General features: G+C 47.0%; 16 protein-coding genes. 10 read left to right on the top strand and 6 right to left on the bottom strand.

Features of this window, described 5'->3' with window-relative positions; all coding sequences use genetic code 11:
• Positions 1–109 precede the first annotated feature (109 nt).
• The gene (locus tag QUA70_RS10630) at positions 110–928 is read left to right on the top strand and encodes a hypothetical protein (RefSeq protein ID WP_333346829.1); all 819 of its coding nucleotides are present in this window, start codon (positions 110–112) and stop codon (positions 926–928) included.
• A 92-nt stretch (positions 929–1,020) separates the two neighbouring features.
• Here the strand turns inward: QUA70_RS10630 and QUA70_RS10625 are convergent, their stop codons facing one another.
• Positions 1,021–1,608, bottom strand: coding sequence for an acireductone dioxygenase (locus QUA70_RS10625; protein WP_333346826.1), 588 nt, complete (start codon positions 1,606–1,608; stop codon positions 1,021–1,023).
• A gap of 359 nt (positions 1,609–1,967) precedes the next feature.
• On the opposite strand from QUA70_RS10625, the gene der reads away from it, so the two are divergent.
• The 7 genes from der (at position 1,968) to proC (ending at position 8,068) form a co-directional block, all read left to right on the top strand.
• Positions 1,968–3,329 carry a ribosome biogenesis GTPase Der gene (gene der / locus QUA70_RS10620; RefSeq protein WP_333329522.1) on the top strand — a complete coding sequence of 454 codons (1,362 nt, stop codon included), beginning with the start codon at positions 1,968–1,970 and terminating at the stop codon, positions 3,327–3,329.
• Positions 3,330–3,621: 292 nt separating this feature from the next.
• Positions 3,622–4,617 (top strand): energy-coupling factor transporter transmembrane protein EcfT, encoded by a 996-nt coding sequence (locus QUA70_RS10615; RefSeq protein ID WP_333329525.1) that lies wholly within the window; start codon positions 3,622–3,624, stop codon positions 4,615–4,617.
• A 166-nt stretch (positions 4,618–4,783) separates the two neighbouring features.
• Entirely contained in the window at positions 4,784–5,242 is a 459-nt protein-coding gene (acpS, locus tag QUA70_RS10610; protein WP_333329528.1) for a holo-ACP synthase, read from the top strand.
• Positions 5,243–5,284: 42 nt separating this feature from the next.
• A complete protein-coding gene (pipX, locus tag QUA70_RS10605; protein WP_333329532.1) occupies positions 5,285–5,554 on the top strand; it encodes a transcriptional coactivator PipX in 270 nt (89 codons plus the stop codon).
• 72 nt (positions 5,555–5,626) lie between these two features.
• Positions 5,627–6,292, top strand: coding sequence for a YggS family pyridoxal phosphate-dependent enzyme (locus QUA70_RS10600; protein ID WP_333329535.1), 666 nt, complete (start codon positions 5,627–5,629; stop codon positions 6,290–6,292).
• Positions 6,293–6,409: 117 nt separating this feature from the next.
• Entirely contained in the window at positions 6,410–7,027 is a 618-nt protein-coding gene (locus QUA70_RS10595; protein WP_333329538.1) for a cell division protein SepF, read from the top strand.
• A gap of 195 nt (positions 7,028–7,222) precedes the next feature.
• Positions 7,223–8,068 (top strand): pyrroline-5-carboxylate reductase, encoded by an 846-nt coding sequence (proC, locus tag QUA70_RS10590; protein WP_333346823.1) that lies wholly within the window; start codon positions 7,223–7,225, stop codon positions 8,066–8,068.
• 36 nt (positions 8,069–8,104) lie between these two features.
• Here the strand turns inward: proC and QUA70_RS10585 are convergent, their stop codons facing one another.
• Positions 8,105–10,471: a bifunctional serine/threonine-protein kinase/ABC transporter substrate-binding protein gene (locus QUA70_RS10585; protein WP_333346821.1), complete on the bottom strand. Its 2,367-nt coding sequence runs from the start codon at positions 10,469–10,471 to the stop codon at positions 8,105–8,107.
• A 177-nt stretch (positions 10,472–10,648) separates the two neighbouring features.
• On the opposite strand from QUA70_RS10585, the gene QUA70_RS10580 reads away from it, so the two are divergent.
• Positions 10,649–11,434, top strand: a complete 786-nt coding sequence (locus tag QUA70_RS10580; RefSeq protein WP_333329545.1) for a calcium-binding protein — start codon at positions 10,649–10,651, stop codon at positions 11,432–11,434.
• 97 nt (positions 11,435–11,531) lie between these two features.
• Here QUA70_RS10580 and plsY read toward each other — a convergent pair whose 3' ends face one another.
• The 4 genes from plsY to QUA70_RS10560 form a co-directional block, all read right to left on the bottom strand.
• A complete protein-coding gene (plsY, locus tag QUA70_RS10575; protein ID WP_333346818.1) occupies positions 11,532–12,212 on the bottom strand; it encodes a glycerol-3-phosphate 1-O-acyltransferase PlsY in 681 nt (226 codons plus the stop codon).
• Between the two features lie 113 nt (positions 12,213–12,325).
• Positions 12,326–13,657, bottom strand: coding sequence for a DUF3086 domain-containing protein (locus QUA70_RS10570; RefSeq protein ID WP_333346815.1), 1,332 nt, complete (start codon positions 13,655–13,657; stop codon positions 12,326–12,328).
• A 59-nt stretch (positions 13,658–13,716) separates the two neighbouring features.
• Positions 13,717–14,109, bottom strand: a complete 393-nt coding sequence (locus QUA70_RS10565) for a DUF3119 family protein (protein WP_333346812.1) — start codon at positions 14,107–14,109, stop codon at positions 13,717–13,719.
• Positions 14,110–14,172: 63 nt separating this feature from the next.
• Positions 14,173–14,967 (bottom strand): MlaE family lipid ABC transporter permease subunit, encoded by a 795-nt coding sequence (locus tag QUA70_RS10560; protein ID WP_333346809.1) that lies wholly within the window; start codon positions 14,965–14,967, stop codon positions 14,173–14,175.
• A gap of 185 nt (positions 14,968–15,152) precedes the next feature.
• Here QUA70_RS10560 and QUA70_RS10555 point away from each other — a divergent pair, with 185 nt between their 5' ends.
• Entirely contained in the window at positions 15,153–15,440 is a 288-nt protein-coding gene (locus QUA70_RS10555; RefSeq protein WP_333346806.1) for a hypothetical protein, read from the top strand.
• Positions 15,441–15,615: the final 175 nt, after the last annotated feature.

The following is a 15,615-nucleotide window of genomic DNA, read 5'->3' as shown; positions in this document are numbered from 1 at the left end:
CTTTTTACAAAACTGAGATTCTCCCACAGTAATGCGGCGTCTTTACTGGTAGTTACAATATTAATTGTTATTTTGTCGGGCAACGATTCATGAAATTACCGGACATGAGATGAAACATTTAAAATCTAGTTCCGCCGACTTGCGGGATTTATTCAAAGACAGCATTACAGTTAAATACCTCGCGGAACCGTTGAAAGCTGTCCCCGCTTGCGAAGACGCAGCCAAATTGCGATCGTGGATGGAAGCCCGCGATTTTGACGTGCTCGGTATCGAAGAAAACGGCACGGTTTGCGGCTATGTAGAACGATCGCACTTAATGACAGGCAAGTGCAGCGACTACCAGCAAATTTTTCACCCCTCACAATTAATCGCCGCTTCGACTCCTTTGATGGAATTGCTGCCCCTGCTGCGAGAAAAACCGAGATTATTTGTATTGGAAAGCAACAGGATCAACGGGATCGTTACCTGCGGCGATTTGCAAAAAGCACCGGTGCGGATGCTGCTGTTTGGATTGGTGACGCTTTTGGAAATGAATTTATTGCGAATCGTGCGGATTTACTTTCCCCAAGATTCTTGGCAGCAGTGGCTTAAGGGCGATCGCATCTTAGCGGCAAAACACCTTTGGGAATTGGGGCGATCGCGAAATGAAGCAATTGACTTAATCGATTACCTGCAATTCTGCGACAAGCGAGATTTAATCCTGACTTCTGCTGAAATAGTCGATCGGCTGGGGCTCAAATCCAAACGCTACGGAGAGCGTTTTTTAAAGTCAGCAGAAGCATTGAGAAACAAATTAGCTCACGCTCAAGATTTAATTAACGGTTCTTCTTGGCCGGAAGTAATTTTTTTAGCCCAGGAAATAGAAGAGCTTTTGCAGCGTTGCGAAGAAATTGAAATGCCCGCACCTACTGAAGTAGAGAGCATTTAATCCTAGTCTCTTAGAGAGAGTTTTGGTTTGTTGAGTCCCCATTTCAATCGCCTATTTTGATAGAGGAAGGTGCGCCGAAGCGCACCCTAAATTTAGTTCTTAATTTTTAGTTTCCTGTTAGTATACTGAGGAACCCACCCTTGAGCAGTTGTGTAATACTGCAAGGCTTTCAAGTACAGCGACGGAGTGAGATAAAACCAATGTTCGGTATTGGCCGGCACTTTAATGTATTCTTCAGCTTGCAGCATTAATTGTACCTGAGAGCCGTTAGAATACACAAACCCAAAAACGCATTCCCCAGCTAAAATGTGAAGAACTTCTGCATCTGTGTGGGTATGAGTGCGATGGCTTTGAGTCATCAGCGCGTAAATCTGCTGCGAACCTGGATGCAGCACTTTTAAGTCGCACCACTTATATCCGCTGGCGCGCTTAAACTGTTCAAACTCGCTATTAAATGCTGCGAGAATCTGCTGTTTTTCTGTAACATTGAGAATGTCTTGAACTAGCAGTTCTTTAAACGCCGGATTTTCGTTTGTGGGCAGGGAATCGATCTCAATATTTAAAAGTGCGAGTTGACTCGCAATCGCCCGGATATCCGTATATGTTCTACCGTCTTCTAGTTGCAGAACAGCCATATTACCACCTAATGTTTTGAGCTTTGAGGGAAATTTAGTTTCCATTTTTAAGCTGCTGTTTTAAGCTTTCGTCAAAAACTAAACTCCTGCTTTTTTTCAATAATAGCCGATCGCTAAAATCCTATATCTACCTTCATAACCATCAAAGAATTACCACACATGAGATGATTGGTTGAGTTATTTAAGTTTTATTTCTAATTCTCAGAGTCGGGCTGGGAATGCAGATCCATAGGCTGTGGCTATTTTTTAGGGTGCGATGTTTATTAAACGGGCGATCGGCAGAACACCGCCTACAGCATGAAAAGACAGAAACACAGGCTCAATATATAAAATTCCCGTCAGATTAGTTTACAATAGAAGACTAAAGCTCAAAATTACGGCGCAGCCTAATTGCTGCTACTTTTATGTCTCTACCTATAGTTGCTATTATTGGACGCCCCAATGTAGGCAAATCGACGATCGTCAACCGTTTAGCCAACACCCAAGACGCGATCGTCCACGACGAACCAGGAATCACGCGCGATCGCACTTACAGACCAGCATACTGGGGCGATCGGGAATATCAAGTCGTAGACACCGGCGGGCTAGTATTCGACGACGAGACAGAATTTCTGCCTTTAATTCGCGAACAAGCAATGGCGGCCCTCGCAGAAGCCAGCGCAGCCATTTTCGTAGTAGACGGACAAACCGGACTCACTGGCGGCGACGAATCGATCGCATCTTGGCTGAGACTGCAAAAAGTCCCCGTCATTCTCGCCGTCAACAAGTGCGAATCGGAAAATACAGGACTCACCCAAGCAGCCGACTTTTGGCAATTGGGACTGGGAGAACCTTACCCAATTTCCGGAATTCACGGCAACGGCACCGGCGAATTGCTTGACAAATTAATTACTTACCTTCCCACAGAAGTATTACCAGAAGTTGAAGAAATTAAAGTAGCAATTATCGGTCGTCCCAACGTCGGCAAATCGAGTTTGTTAAACGCATTTCTCGGAGAAAACCGCGCCATAGTCAGCCCGATTTCCGGCACAACCCGCGACGCGATCGACACCTTAGTAGAACGCAACGGTCAAACCTACCGCCTGATTGACACCGCCGGAATCCGCAAAAAGAAAAACGTCGAATACGGTGCAGAATTTTTCGGGATCAACCGCGCATTCAAAGCCATCCGCCGCGCCAATGTCATACTATTAGTAATTGACGCAATAGACGGCGTTACCGATCAAGACCAAAAATTAGCCGATCGCATCAGCCAAGAAGGTCGCGCCTGCATCATAGTCGTCAACAAATGGGACGCCATAGAAAAGGACAACGACACCATCTACGAGTACGAAAGAGAAGTAAGAACCAGACTTTATTTCCTCGACTGGGCAGAAATGATTTTTGTTAGCGCCATGAGTGGACAGCGAGTTGAAAAAATCATTGAATTAGTAGACAAAGCCTCCGACGAACACAAACGCCGCGTCACTACCGCAGTCATTAACGAAGTCATAGAAGAAGCCACAAGCTGGCACTCAGCCCCAGTTACCCGCCAAGGAAAACAAGGCAAAATCTATTACGGTACTCAAGTGCGATCGCAGCCACCGACAATTGCGCTGTTTGTCAACGATCCCAAGCGCTTCACAGAAAATTACCGCCGCTACATGGAAAGCCAATTCCGCAAACACCTCGGCTTTACTGGTACACCAATGCGGCTACTTTGGAGAGGCAAAAAAGTTCGTGCCACCGAAATGAGCACAACAAACAGAGCACTGCGCGTGAAGTAATTCTCGACTCTAGATTAAAGAAAAAACGCAGTTTAATGATATAAGCAAATTGCGTTTTTTTCTTTTCTCTTCCTTCTTTGTCTTCCTACCCTTCGGGAACGGCTTCGCCGAACGCGTCCTTAGCGTCTTCGCGGTTCAATAAATTAGAACTCTTGTAGAAGTCCTTTTTTGATACAGAAACCGCAGATGTAAGGCAGATAAACACAGACAAACGCAGATAATTTCCAGATAATTTTGGAATGAATGCAAGAGGTCTATTGATTGATATTATTAAAAATCTCAAATCGACAAGATGGATTTACTTCGCTCACTTCCCATAGGACTCTACCTAGAACAACCCGTAACCTGGCTTCACCGGCTAGACTCCCGCGTAAAACTCGCCTGGTTGATGACATTTCTGATTGCGCCAATACTCGCCAATCCCATCTGGCGGTTGATGCTAGTAGGAATGTTAATCGTACTGACATTAACAGCAGCAATTCCCTTGCGCGTGTGGAAACAGCAAATGGGAATGCTGCTGCTATTCTGCCTATTAGTATTTTGCCTCAGCGCGATCGCCCCCGACGGACTCCCCTCAGAACACCAGCCCCGCATCCCCGCCGACGAATTAACCTTTTCCCAACAGCCCGCAACTCTTCCACCCCGTCAAGAGCCCAAACCCTGGTACAAACCTTTTAACTTAGGCTCAAACTCCCCCATCCCCAATCCCAAAGCCCAAAGCCCAACTCAACTCCCCCAACCCACAAACTACCGTTACGTTTTATTCAAACAAGGCCCGATTAAAATCACCCGCAAATCCCTAGATTTAGCTATCAACGTCAGCACCCTATTTTTCACAGTAATTTACAGCACCAACCTCTACCTCCTTACCACAGCCAGCGAAGAAATCACCGGGGCGATTGAAAACTTAATGCAGCCTCTGCGCCGCTTGAACTGGCCTGTTACCGAAATAGCCTTAACATTAACTTTATCTTTGCGATTCATTCCCCTAGTATTGGAAGAAATACAAAATTTAGTGCGATCGGTCAGAACCCGAGCGATAAACTGGAAAAAACTCGGATTTCGCAGCGCCGCTCAAGTGTGGTTGATGATAGCCGAGCGGCTGTTAGAAAACTTGCTCCTGCGAGCTGAACAAATTGCCAGCGCCATGAAAGTTCGCGGCTTCACCAGTCCCGATCGACACCGTGTAGAATGGCACCAGTTGCAATTGAAAATCCGAGACTGGATCGCCCTCGGATGCTTGATCGTCCTCTGGAGTGCCCGCTTGGTTTGGGGTTGGGACAGTTAAGATTTTAGATTTTAGATTTTAGATTTTAGATTGAAGAATTTTGAAGAATTGGGAATGACTGATGAAGCTCGTCGTGTGGAGCACGGGCCTACATTTGAGTAAGTTTTGTCTGGTGCGCGATAGTCCTGCTAAAGTAATGGAGACAAATATTTAGAGAACCAAGACCTTGAACATCTATCTTGGGACAGATATCGTATATGTTCCGCGCATACAAGCCGCATTAGACCGGTTTGGCGATCGCTTCCTCGAAAAAGTTTACACACCCGCCGAACAAAGGGATTGCGGGCAACTAAATTCTCAACACAGCAGCATTAAAGGTAAAATGAATCGAGTTTCCTGCAACCAACTAGCGGGGCGCTGGGCGGCAAAAGAAGCCGTTGTCAAAGCTCTAGGCACGGGATGGCGGGGAATACGGTATGCAGATGTGGAAATTCGGCGCTCCCAAAACGGTGCTCCAAATGTGCAACTGCACGGAACCGCGGCAGCACAAGCCTCTGCTTGGGGAAATTGCCAGTGGCAATTAAGCCTCAGCCACGACGGAGACTATTGCACGGCTACGGCGATCGCCCTTTGTAGCCCGCCGTCAAACAACGCCGTCGGGCGATCGAGCGAAACTAAAATCTAAAATCTAAATCTTTAATCTAAAATTGATCGATTGTGAGCGTGAATGACTACCGAAACTTACCTGAATCATCCAAACTTTGGGCTCCTCTTCAGGGTATCCCAGGTTGAAGACAGCCAAGAATTATTTACCACCCTATACGCCCAGCGCCTGTTTTTTTTGGTGACAAACGGCCCGGGCGGGCTGAGATTTGAACCAATCAGCCGCTCCGACGCTCGCCTCATGGTCGAAATTCGCCTGCGAACCCTGCGTCGCAGCGGTCAATATAACGAGTACGACCAATTGCAAACCATTCACCAGCGCACATTTCAATAGCGAAAATCAGTAACTTGGTAATTGGTAACTGTCTTTATTTTCCTTCCCTCCAGTTCCCAGCATTGAGTAACCATGACCATAGCCTCTCGAATTCACAGCATTCGCCAACACTTGCCCGAATCAGTGCGGTTAATTGCCGTTACCAAACAGGTACCGACTGATGCTATCCGCGAAGCATACGACGCCGGTATCCGGGATTTTGGCGAAAGTAAGGTTCAAGAGACAGCCGAAAAACAAAGCCAACTGCAAGATTTACCGGATATCAACTGGCACTTGATCGGCCACTTGCAAGCCAACAAAGCCGCCAAGGCCCTAGAGCATTTCCAGTGGATTCACTCTCTCGACAATTTAAAACTCGCTCAGCGACTTTCGCGCTTGGCGGGCGAACAGTCCTGCTCTCCCCAAGTCTGCCTGCAAGTCAAAATGTTGCCCGACCCGGACAAATACGGCTGGAGCGTTCCAGAACTGCTTGCCGACCTTCCAGAACTCAACAAATGTCAGCATATCAAAATTCAAGGTTTGATGACAATACCCCCACTGGGATTAAATGACTCGCAAATCCTAGAATTATTTAACAGCACCCGCGAACTTGCTGACAAAATCCAGCAGCAAAACTTGCCTTCCATTCAAATGCAGCAGCTCTCGATGGGGATGTCGGGAGATTATCATTTGGCAATTCAAGCAGGTGCTACTATGGTACGGCTAGGACAAACCTTATTTGGCTCTAGGAGGGGATAAATAATTGAAATCTTCTGATAAAGACAATTTGGGTTAAATATAGAATAGTCAGCCACCCGCGACTAACGCGCAACGCGAGTATAGTCGGGGCAGCAAAGTCGTGAAGGAGAGTGAATCATGAATATTTTTTCTAAACTGCGAGATTTTGTAGGCATCAACAATGAGCCTGAGTACGATGACGTGTACGACGAAACGGAAGGGGAGCGCTATCAGAACTTCTACCAAGCGCCTGAACCGAACCCCGCTGCCGTCGCAGCAGCCGAAGAAGAACGTCGTCAAAATCGTAGAATGCGAGAGCGCTCAGTAGTAGGATCGACAGGTATGGATGTCGTTGCACCAACCGGGGGAGTAGGGTCAGTAATGAATAACGTGATTGGAATGCCTGGAGCTATGAACGGGATTTCGGAAGTAGTAGTAATGGAGCCGCGCACTTTTGAAGAGATGCCGGCCGCAATTCGAGCTCTTAAAGAACGGAAGTCTGTGGTTTTGAACCTGACGGTGATGGACCCAGACCAAGCGCAAAGAGCTGTGGATTTTGTGGCGGGCGGTACTTATGCCCTTGACGGTCATCAAGAGCGAATTGGCGAAAGTATTTTCTTGTTTACGCCTAGCTGCGTGCAGGTGAGAACTCAGTCTGGTGTGGTTCACGAAGTGCCTCCTGCTCAAGGACGCCCTCGTGCTGCTGCTCCTGCACCAACAGTCTGGCCGGCAGAACAAGCTCCAATGGCTCAGTAGTAGTCAGTAGTTAGTAGTCAGTTGACAGTGGTGAGTAGTCAGTAGTCAGTAGTCAGTAGTCAATAGTTAACAACTAATAACTGTGGAATAAACACTGCGGATTAATAACATTAGCTAACAACTAAGTAACCAATGACAACTGACAACTGACAACTGACAACTGATAACTCAAAAGTGACAAGTGACAACTGACTAATGACAAACATAAAATTTGGTACGATCGGCGGCGGGGTAATGGGAGAGGCTCTCTTATCCCGCTTAATTGCACAAAAAGTTTATTTGCCTTCAGAAATATTGGTGAGCGACCCACAACTTCAACGTCGCCAATTTTTGACGGAAACCTACGGGATTGGAACAACAGCCAGCAATCTAGAAGTTGCGGCAGCTACAGAAGTGCTGTTTTTGGCGATTAAACCGCAAGTTTTTGATACGGTAGCTTTGGAGTTGGCGGTGGCGGCCGATCGCAAACAGGGAAATAATGGAGAAACGGCTAATTCCGAGCCAGAAGCGCTGGTAGTGTCGATTTTGGCTGGAGTGCCACTGAGCAAGCTCGAACCCGCGTTCCCGGGGCGGGGAGTGCTGCGTGTGATGCCGAATACCCCGGCAACGGTAGGAGCGGGAATGAGCGTGATCGCTCCAGGAAAACTTGTTCAACCGGCTGATTTAGAATTGGTAAAGCGCATCTTTCAGGCCGTGGGAGAAGTGGTAGAAGTACCTGAGAGTATGCTGGATGCGGTGACGGGGCTTTCGGGTTCTGGGCCTGGTTATGTAGCAGTTTTGATTGAGGCCTTGACAGATGGCGGAGTTTGTGCAGGTTTGCCACGGGCGATCGCCTCTCAATTAGCTTTGCAAACTGTATTCGGTACGGCGAAGCTAATGCAAGAAACGGGAATGCACCCGGCACAATTGAAAGATCAAGTTACAAGTCCCGGCGGCACGACTATTGCGGGAATTGCTAAATTAGAGAGTAACGGCTTTCGTTCGGCGCTGATCGAAGCAGTGAAAGCAGCTTGTTTGCGTTCTCAAGAATTAGGGAAATAAGTCAGGAAGGACGCACAGAAACAATCCGAAATGAGTTCAATCGCACTTTAAACCTGCCGCTGCCGCTGTCGGATACTTGACGGGAACAAAAGCGAGGCCGAACTGCTCTTTTCGACACTCTACAATATGCACCAACTCGCTGGGATGATTTTTTCGATCGCCATTTTCCGGCGAGTTAAACTGAATGGTTCCTGTTGCTCCCCAAGCCCTAAAATCAGGAGATGAAAGCGTTCTTTGCATTCCTTCGCGACTGGGTTCCTGCTGCATTTCCAATGCTTTTATGAGTGCGCGCGCTGCATCGTAACCTGAAGCTATACGAGTATTTCCCTCTTCTCCCCACAGCGAGCGAGCCTGTTGAGGAAATTCTTTGTTGGGGCTGTTTAAGGGATGCCAGCCGACAGAAAGGATTAGTTTATTAAACAACCTTTGCGGTTGCCCAGATATAAATTCTAACATTTGCGGACACATCAGCATCCATGCCCCGGCAATCCAATTGCGATCTGCGTTAAGTTTTATTATCTCAAATGCGCTGTTTAAGGCTCCCCTAACATGAGGGTCTGGAACTAACACGATCGCAGTTTCTGCGTTCGCGTGGATTTCCTCGATCGCTCTTTGGGCGTTGAAGTCTGTTTCAAATAAATCGAAATCGCGAATGCAGACTATTTTTCCCCCTTGGCGGTCTCGAAAATACGTTGTGTACTCTTCCTTAAAAGATGCGCTGAATGGGCTTTCCTGATTGTATAAAATTGCTACTTGTTTTTGATTTTTTGCGAGGAGGTAGTCCGCTAAATCTCTAGCGATTAAACTGCTCGTATATTGAGTCCGAAAGAAAAATTTTTTAGGCTCATCTGTCAGCTCTTCCGTGGCTGCACCCGGAGACATCAAAACCAGATTATTGTTATTGTAAATATCTACCGTGTACATCGTCATCTCGCTGCTAGCGTGACCGACAACTGCTAAAATCTCCGGTTGATTTACCAGTGAGATTGCTCTTTGTCTTGCCTTTCTTTCATCGTTCCCATCGTCAGCAATAATTACTTTAAGTCCTTTGCCGTTAATGGCTTGACTTGGTAAAAAACCTCGACCGGGAAAGTCCCGATCGCTAGCATGGGACAGTCCCAAATTAACTTCTGTTTGCGCTTGAGCCACTCCGCGCAGAAATTCTTTGGCCTGAGCACCAAGCAGAGCAAAACTATCCGGCTTTCTCCCACAAATGGGAATGGCTACAGCAATTGTGTAATAAGGAGCGTTGCTGGCCTCCAGAAAAGCATTGTTCAGGTAAACTAAAGTTTCTGGATCTTTGCCGTATTCTTTATGCCACGATTGTTTGAATAAATTAAAAGCTTGCTCTGCATTTGAAGCTGCAAATTTTTCAACTCCTCTTTGCTTTAACCGAGGACGAGAACTGGTAAAGAGAATTCTTTCTCCGGCACTTAAATTATCTGGGAGGACTAAACGAGGGTTTGAGTCCACAGGTGTCCTGCTGTCACTGGCGATCGAATATTCCACTCCCACCTGCGTCGCAGTCTCAATCGGCGGTGAGGGCGATAGCACCACCGATCGCAAATCCTGTAACACTTCAGCAGCGGATTGATAGCGATCGTTAAAGTGGTAGCGCACCATCTTGTTTAAAATTTTTTCCAGTTTGCTGTTAATTTTTCTCATCGAGCGATCGTGGGTTGAGTAGTGCCAGACGAGTTCCCCAGTTTTTTTATGATTTAAAAAGTCTTCAATATCTAAACCTGCGATCGCTTGAATGCCGATGATTCCCACAGCATAGATATCGCTGTTAAATCTTGGCTGATTTTTCCACTGTTCGGCCGGCATATAACCGTCTGTACCGATGACGCGAGTTTGAGTTATTTGACCGCCCTGAATCGCCAAATTGCTAATACCTTTGACTGCCCCAAAGTCAATCACGGCAATTTTGCCGGAGCGGTTGCACCGGATTAAGTTTGACGGTTTAATATCGCGGTGAATAATATGTTTTTTGTGGACGCAATCTAAAACTTCTAAAATGTCCTGCAATAAATCAATAACTTCTGATTCCCTAAACTGCCGGCCTAAACCGATCTCTTTGTTCAGCGGATTTCCTTCAATATATTCTTGAATTAAGTAAAATCTTCCCTGTTCTTGAAAGTGCTCGAATAACCTGGGAATGCGCGAACACTGCTCCAGAGATATCAGGGATTCAGCTTCTGTTTCAAATTGCACCTGTGCCCTGTGCAAAACATCGGGCTCGTTCGATTGAGGAGGCCCAATTTCCTTAACGACGACGCACAGGGGATTTTCGGGGCTGCCTAAAGCGTCGTTAGCCGTATAGGTTCTGGCAAATCCTCCCTGCCCTAATTGACCGATAATTTGGTAGCGATCGCGCAGAATATCCCCTGGATTCAGACACATAAATTGTTCTATCCCCTCGACTCGCTGCACTCGTTGGTGTCGATATTACCACAAATATGACTTTTATGAACTCAAAGTTATGACTTTTATGAACTCAAAGTTATGAATATATGAATTGATTTTGAGAGTGGCTTATTTAATAATCTTGGCATCTGAGATTTTACGCGGAGATTTTTTATGGCTTTAAAACCCGATCCGTCTGAACAGCGGCGATTAATTGGCGACAATACATCCGAAGTCGTTACTTTGTCGATCGCAGATGCAACTAATTTTCCTTTGGGAAGTTGGATGCTCGGAGGTGACGATCTAGTCACCGGCTCAACAGCTAATGATTTGATATTTGGCAATGAAGGAGAAGATCTTATCAGCGGCGAGTTGGGCAACGATTCTTTATTCGGAGGAAAAAGTAAAGACTTTCTGTCTGGAGATGAGGGAAATGACTCTCTCAGCGGCGGTCAAGATGCAGATTTGCTTACGGGTGGTGCGGGAAACGATATTCTCTTGGGCGGTAGAGGCAATGATTTCTTAGCTAGCGGTAACGGCAATGACACTCTGGTAGGAGGTTTGGGTCGCGACATTTTACTTGCCTTGAATGAAAATAATTCAATCAAAATCGGGGGCAGCAACTTGTACGTCCTCCAAGCAGAACCCGGAGTTACAGATGTCAATAATGCCGATGCTATTGGAGGTTTCAGAGTTGGTGCCGATCGAATTGGATTGGCAGGCGGTTTGACGGCTAGCGATGTAGACTTGCAATACGTGACAAACGTGACACTCTTATATGGGTTTGATGCACCCGAAAGTATCAAACCATTTGTCCCGCCCGGTGCATTCGATCTTCAACCGATACAGAGTCAAGGCACTCTAATTAAAGTTAGGAATTCCGGTGACATAGTAGGGTTTGTGGCAAATGTAAGAGTGGCTGAGATTCAAGGGAGTATTATCTCGGTTCAGGGATTCTAAGCTGTATAATGGGCTGCAATGCCTCCTGCAAAAGCTTAAATCGAAGATTGGACAGAGAAATGGTAATCTGCAACCAGCGGTACAAAAATACTACCGATCAATCGCTAGCTGCTGTTTCCAATTTCTCCCCAATTCTCGGTTCCGTACCATTCAACAGCCGCTGAATGTTGCTCCGGTGCCGCACAATTACAAACACACCGCCCGCAATGCCAAACAATACATAAGCTAGCGGCTGATTTAAAGCAAACATCAATCCAGCCACGCTAATCGCCCCGATAATCGAACTCAAAGAGACAATTCGCGATACCGCAAATACTATCCCGAAAATTCCGAAAGTTCCCAAACCAACTGGCCAGTACAAACCGAGCAAAACTCCCAAACTCGTCGCCACAGATTTGCCGCCAGTAAACCCCAGCCAGATTGATTTGCTGTGACCCAAAACAGCAGAGAAACCCGCCAAAGTTGCCATCCAAGGAATGACAGTTGCAGTATTTTCTAAACCGGCGGCGGTTGCTAGCTGCTGGGTAAAACTGAGAGAATAAATGTAGCGGATTAGGACGATCGCACTTACCCCCTTCAACACATCAACCAACAAAACCCCCAACCCCGGCCACTTCCCCAAAGTCCTCAGTACGTTAGTCGCACCAGTCGAACCAGAACCAACCTCTCGAATATCAATTCCCAGCATCCATTTCCCCAAGGCGTACCCAGTAGGAATCGAACCCAGCAGATAAGCTGCTATTAACAGTGCGCCATTTAAAATTATCCAGCTAGCCATTTTTTAATTTGAGATTTCGTGTACTTTTAAAATTTGCAACCTTTCCCCTAGCATAATTAGCAATTAGCAATTACTAATTAGCAATTACTAATTAGCAATTACCCATTACCCAATCAAAAATCCTTAGCAGTCGTCAAAGTTTGCGGATCAGCAGCAAATGCCAGCCATAGCGGAAATTGCAGGATTGACAAACTAATTAAATCCTCAGTTTCATCAATGACAATTAGCGGCAATTTGCCATCTTTCACCAGTCGATCGGCTTTTTGAGCCAAAGCTTCCGCCGACTCAAACATAATAATCCCCCTTTCCGGGCCAAAATCGCTGCGAGTAATGCCCAAACAGTCCTGCAAACCCCGGCGCCACTCTCCCAAACGTTCGGGACTGTTGGCGAGCACCAAAGTCCGCACCCGTCCACCGTAGACGCTTCTGAGTACAGAAATAATTGTGGAAGTAATCAAGATATTTTGCAAGCGCGAACCCATAGTCCGCAAAGCACCCCTTCCTCCTTGAGTGAAAAACCAGTTAGAAACTCGTTCCGCGTGGATGGGTTCAAAAGTGCGACGGAGTTGCCAAGGCGGGCCGTAGTAGTCTGGGAGAGTGCGGTATTGATCGAGGGTGCGGCGAATTTGTTTGGCTTGTTCTTGAAATCCCTGTTCGGAAAATCTGGGATTTACCGGTGCTGAGGATTGAGACTCCTCCGCAGGAATTTGCTTGGGTGTCTCTTGCACTGGTGGCGTCAAATCTAAGAGTTCGGCGGTGGCGGCCAAATCCTGCAAACTGCCGACTAGATAGTCTTTGAAACCCTGGACTCGAATTGCCAAATCTTGGGAAACGCCGGCAAAAGTGGTTCGCATTTCCTTTTGAATTCGATCGCGCCGGCGTTCGAGTTTTTCTACTTCGATTTGTAGCGCTTGTTTGCGCTGATCTAGTTGAATCAAGCCGTCTTGTACCAAACGCCCGATCGATGCTTGAGCCTGGCCCAACGCTTCTATAGCATTGGCTTTGTCGGCTTCCAAGGCGGCAATTTTTTCAGTCAAAGCTTGTTCTTGCTGCTGCAATTCTTTGACTCTCTCTGCCAACTGTTCGGTAACATTTTCTGGGATGCGCGTTACCGTTTCTGCGGTTGCTGTTGGCACAGAGTCTATTGGAAGCTCAATTTGAGCGATCGAACTTTCTGATTCGCCATCGTCGGTGTTGGGCGGAATTTGGGCGATTGCGCCTGCTTCGTCCACGAATTGGGCGATTTCGGCATCTTCCTCGCCCAGCGGCGGGTCTGTTTCTGGCGGGAGTTGGGCTGGCAGTTCATTTTCGTCGAGCCACAAATCCTCTGTTTGAGATAGAAGTTGGTACTCCGTCTCATTCACGGGTAAATCGACTTCGCCGGCACCGCTTGGGGCGGCTGGTTGTGGTTGCGGTTCTTGGGTTGGAGATTCGTCTGAATTCATGGGAAATTTGGTTCGGCGTAGGGCACGGAAAAGTTAAAAATTTAAAATTAACAACTTTTTTAGTCTTGACGGGGACAGCGCTGTTCTAAGCAGGTCTGTAGCATTTTACGATCGAACAGAACCGGCAGAAAGTGAATGCTGTTAATTTCTTTGAAATAGAACAAAATCGGCACAGCGGGCCAAAATATCCGCCAATTTTGCCATTCTCGGTAAGGAAAACGGCGGATTAAGTTGGACGATCGATAAATGTCCAAATCTGTTGGGGTGAATTGTAGCCGGAGGGTGGCGGCTTGGTACATCAGAAACAAGCCGAACACAGAAAGTGGCAAACTCACCCACTTCTGCACGAACAGCAGCGGTACGGCCGCCAGTACCAGGACTAGGGGAATCGCATAACTCGGAGCGAGTTCGATCGTATTTGTCGGCGCACTGGAAGAGGCAGTTGTACTCACGGGTTTAAATCAAGGGTAGTAAAGGAATGTTGCCAATTATTCATATTTTATCTGTTTCCTAGCTTACAAGCCTTTGAGTACGCTAGAACCCGTCCCCTGAAACATCACCCAAGTCATGAAAAAGTTCAAGATAAAAATAGCCAGCAAAGCTGTCACTACCGCTGTAGTCGTCGATTGACCGACGCCTTTTGCCCCGCCTGTGGTGGTCAAACCCCAGCTAGTGCCGATTACAGCAATCAAACCACCGAACACAAAAGCCTTAATTGCCGCGCTGCAAATATCCCACAGACTCAGGAAATTGCGGACTGATTCTAAAAACACGCTTTGAGAGATGCCGTACATCGTCGTAGCAATCAGCAGTCCGCCGAGGATGCCGGTGACGAGACACATGATGGTTAAAATTGGCAGCATCAAGCAGCAAGCAATGACGCGGGGAATGACTAAATAGTCGATCGGGTCTGTTCTGAGCATCAGCAGGGCATCTATCTGCTCTGTTACCTGCATCGTGCCGATTTCCGCTGCAAAAGCCGAACCTACCCGTCCCGTCACGATGACGGCTGTTAAGACGGGGCCGAGCTCGCGAGTCAAAGACAAAGCCAAAACGCCACCGACGACATTGCCGGCACCGAGGTTAATAAACTCCCTCGCTACCTGAATAGTAAATACCATGCCGACAAAACCCGCAGTCAGCAAAGCAATCAGCAGAGATTCCGGGCCGACTGCTGCCATTTGGTCGATGGTGTTGCGGCGGTGAATTTTGCCCTTCAGCAAGTGCAGCATGACTTGGCCGCCCAATAAAATTGCTGCCAGCAACCGCTGACTCCACAAACTGAGGCTCGAAGATGTAGTAGGGGTCAAGGGATTTCGACTCTAGAACAACTGCAAAAAATGAAATTTATCTACAAATCTTAAACAAGTTTTTTCTATAACATTTAAGATTTCTGACAGAACCGGGCACTTAGGGCGATCGCTGCCTATCGTAGAAAAGGACAAGTTTTGTTTACTTGCACCTTTCGGCAGTTTAGCTGAATTTACTGACTCTTATGAGCATTTTCCCCAATTTTCTTCGCTCTCTACTGCTGACCAGCCTGTTGAGCTTTGTCGCCCCCATATTGTTAATCGGCGCGGGATTGACTAGCTTTTCGCTGATCGGCTTCGTCCCTGCTCTCCAAGGAGTTGGTCGTTCTGGAGAAGACCTGATTTTGCAGTTCTTAGCTACTTTCGGCAGCGGCTGTCCCCTCCAGGGTTTTTTCGTGATCGGTCTAACTTTTGGTTTGGTGGGTGCTTTGTTTGATACCTACGCTTCTTATCAGCATTCGCGGTGGAGTTAATCGAACCTTCGATTTTAGATTTTAGATGGGAATTCCTCGCTCGAATCTAAAATCTAAAATTGCTGGGTTCGGGTTGGATCGGATACCCGTACCTGGGATGATTTTACAATACCGATCGCGAATGTTCGGAAATGCGATCGGCCTTTTTGCGGAAAACCGAATCCCCCTGTTTCTG

Source organism: Microcoleus sp. LAD1_D5, assembly GCF_036702115.1.
Taxonomy (GTDB): Bacteria; Cyanobacteriota; Cyanobacteriia; order Cyanobacteriales; family Microcoleaceae; genus Microcoleus.
The sequence above is the reverse complement of the archived record's forward strand: the minus strand, read 5'-3'. Positions and strand labels throughout refer to the sequence as shown.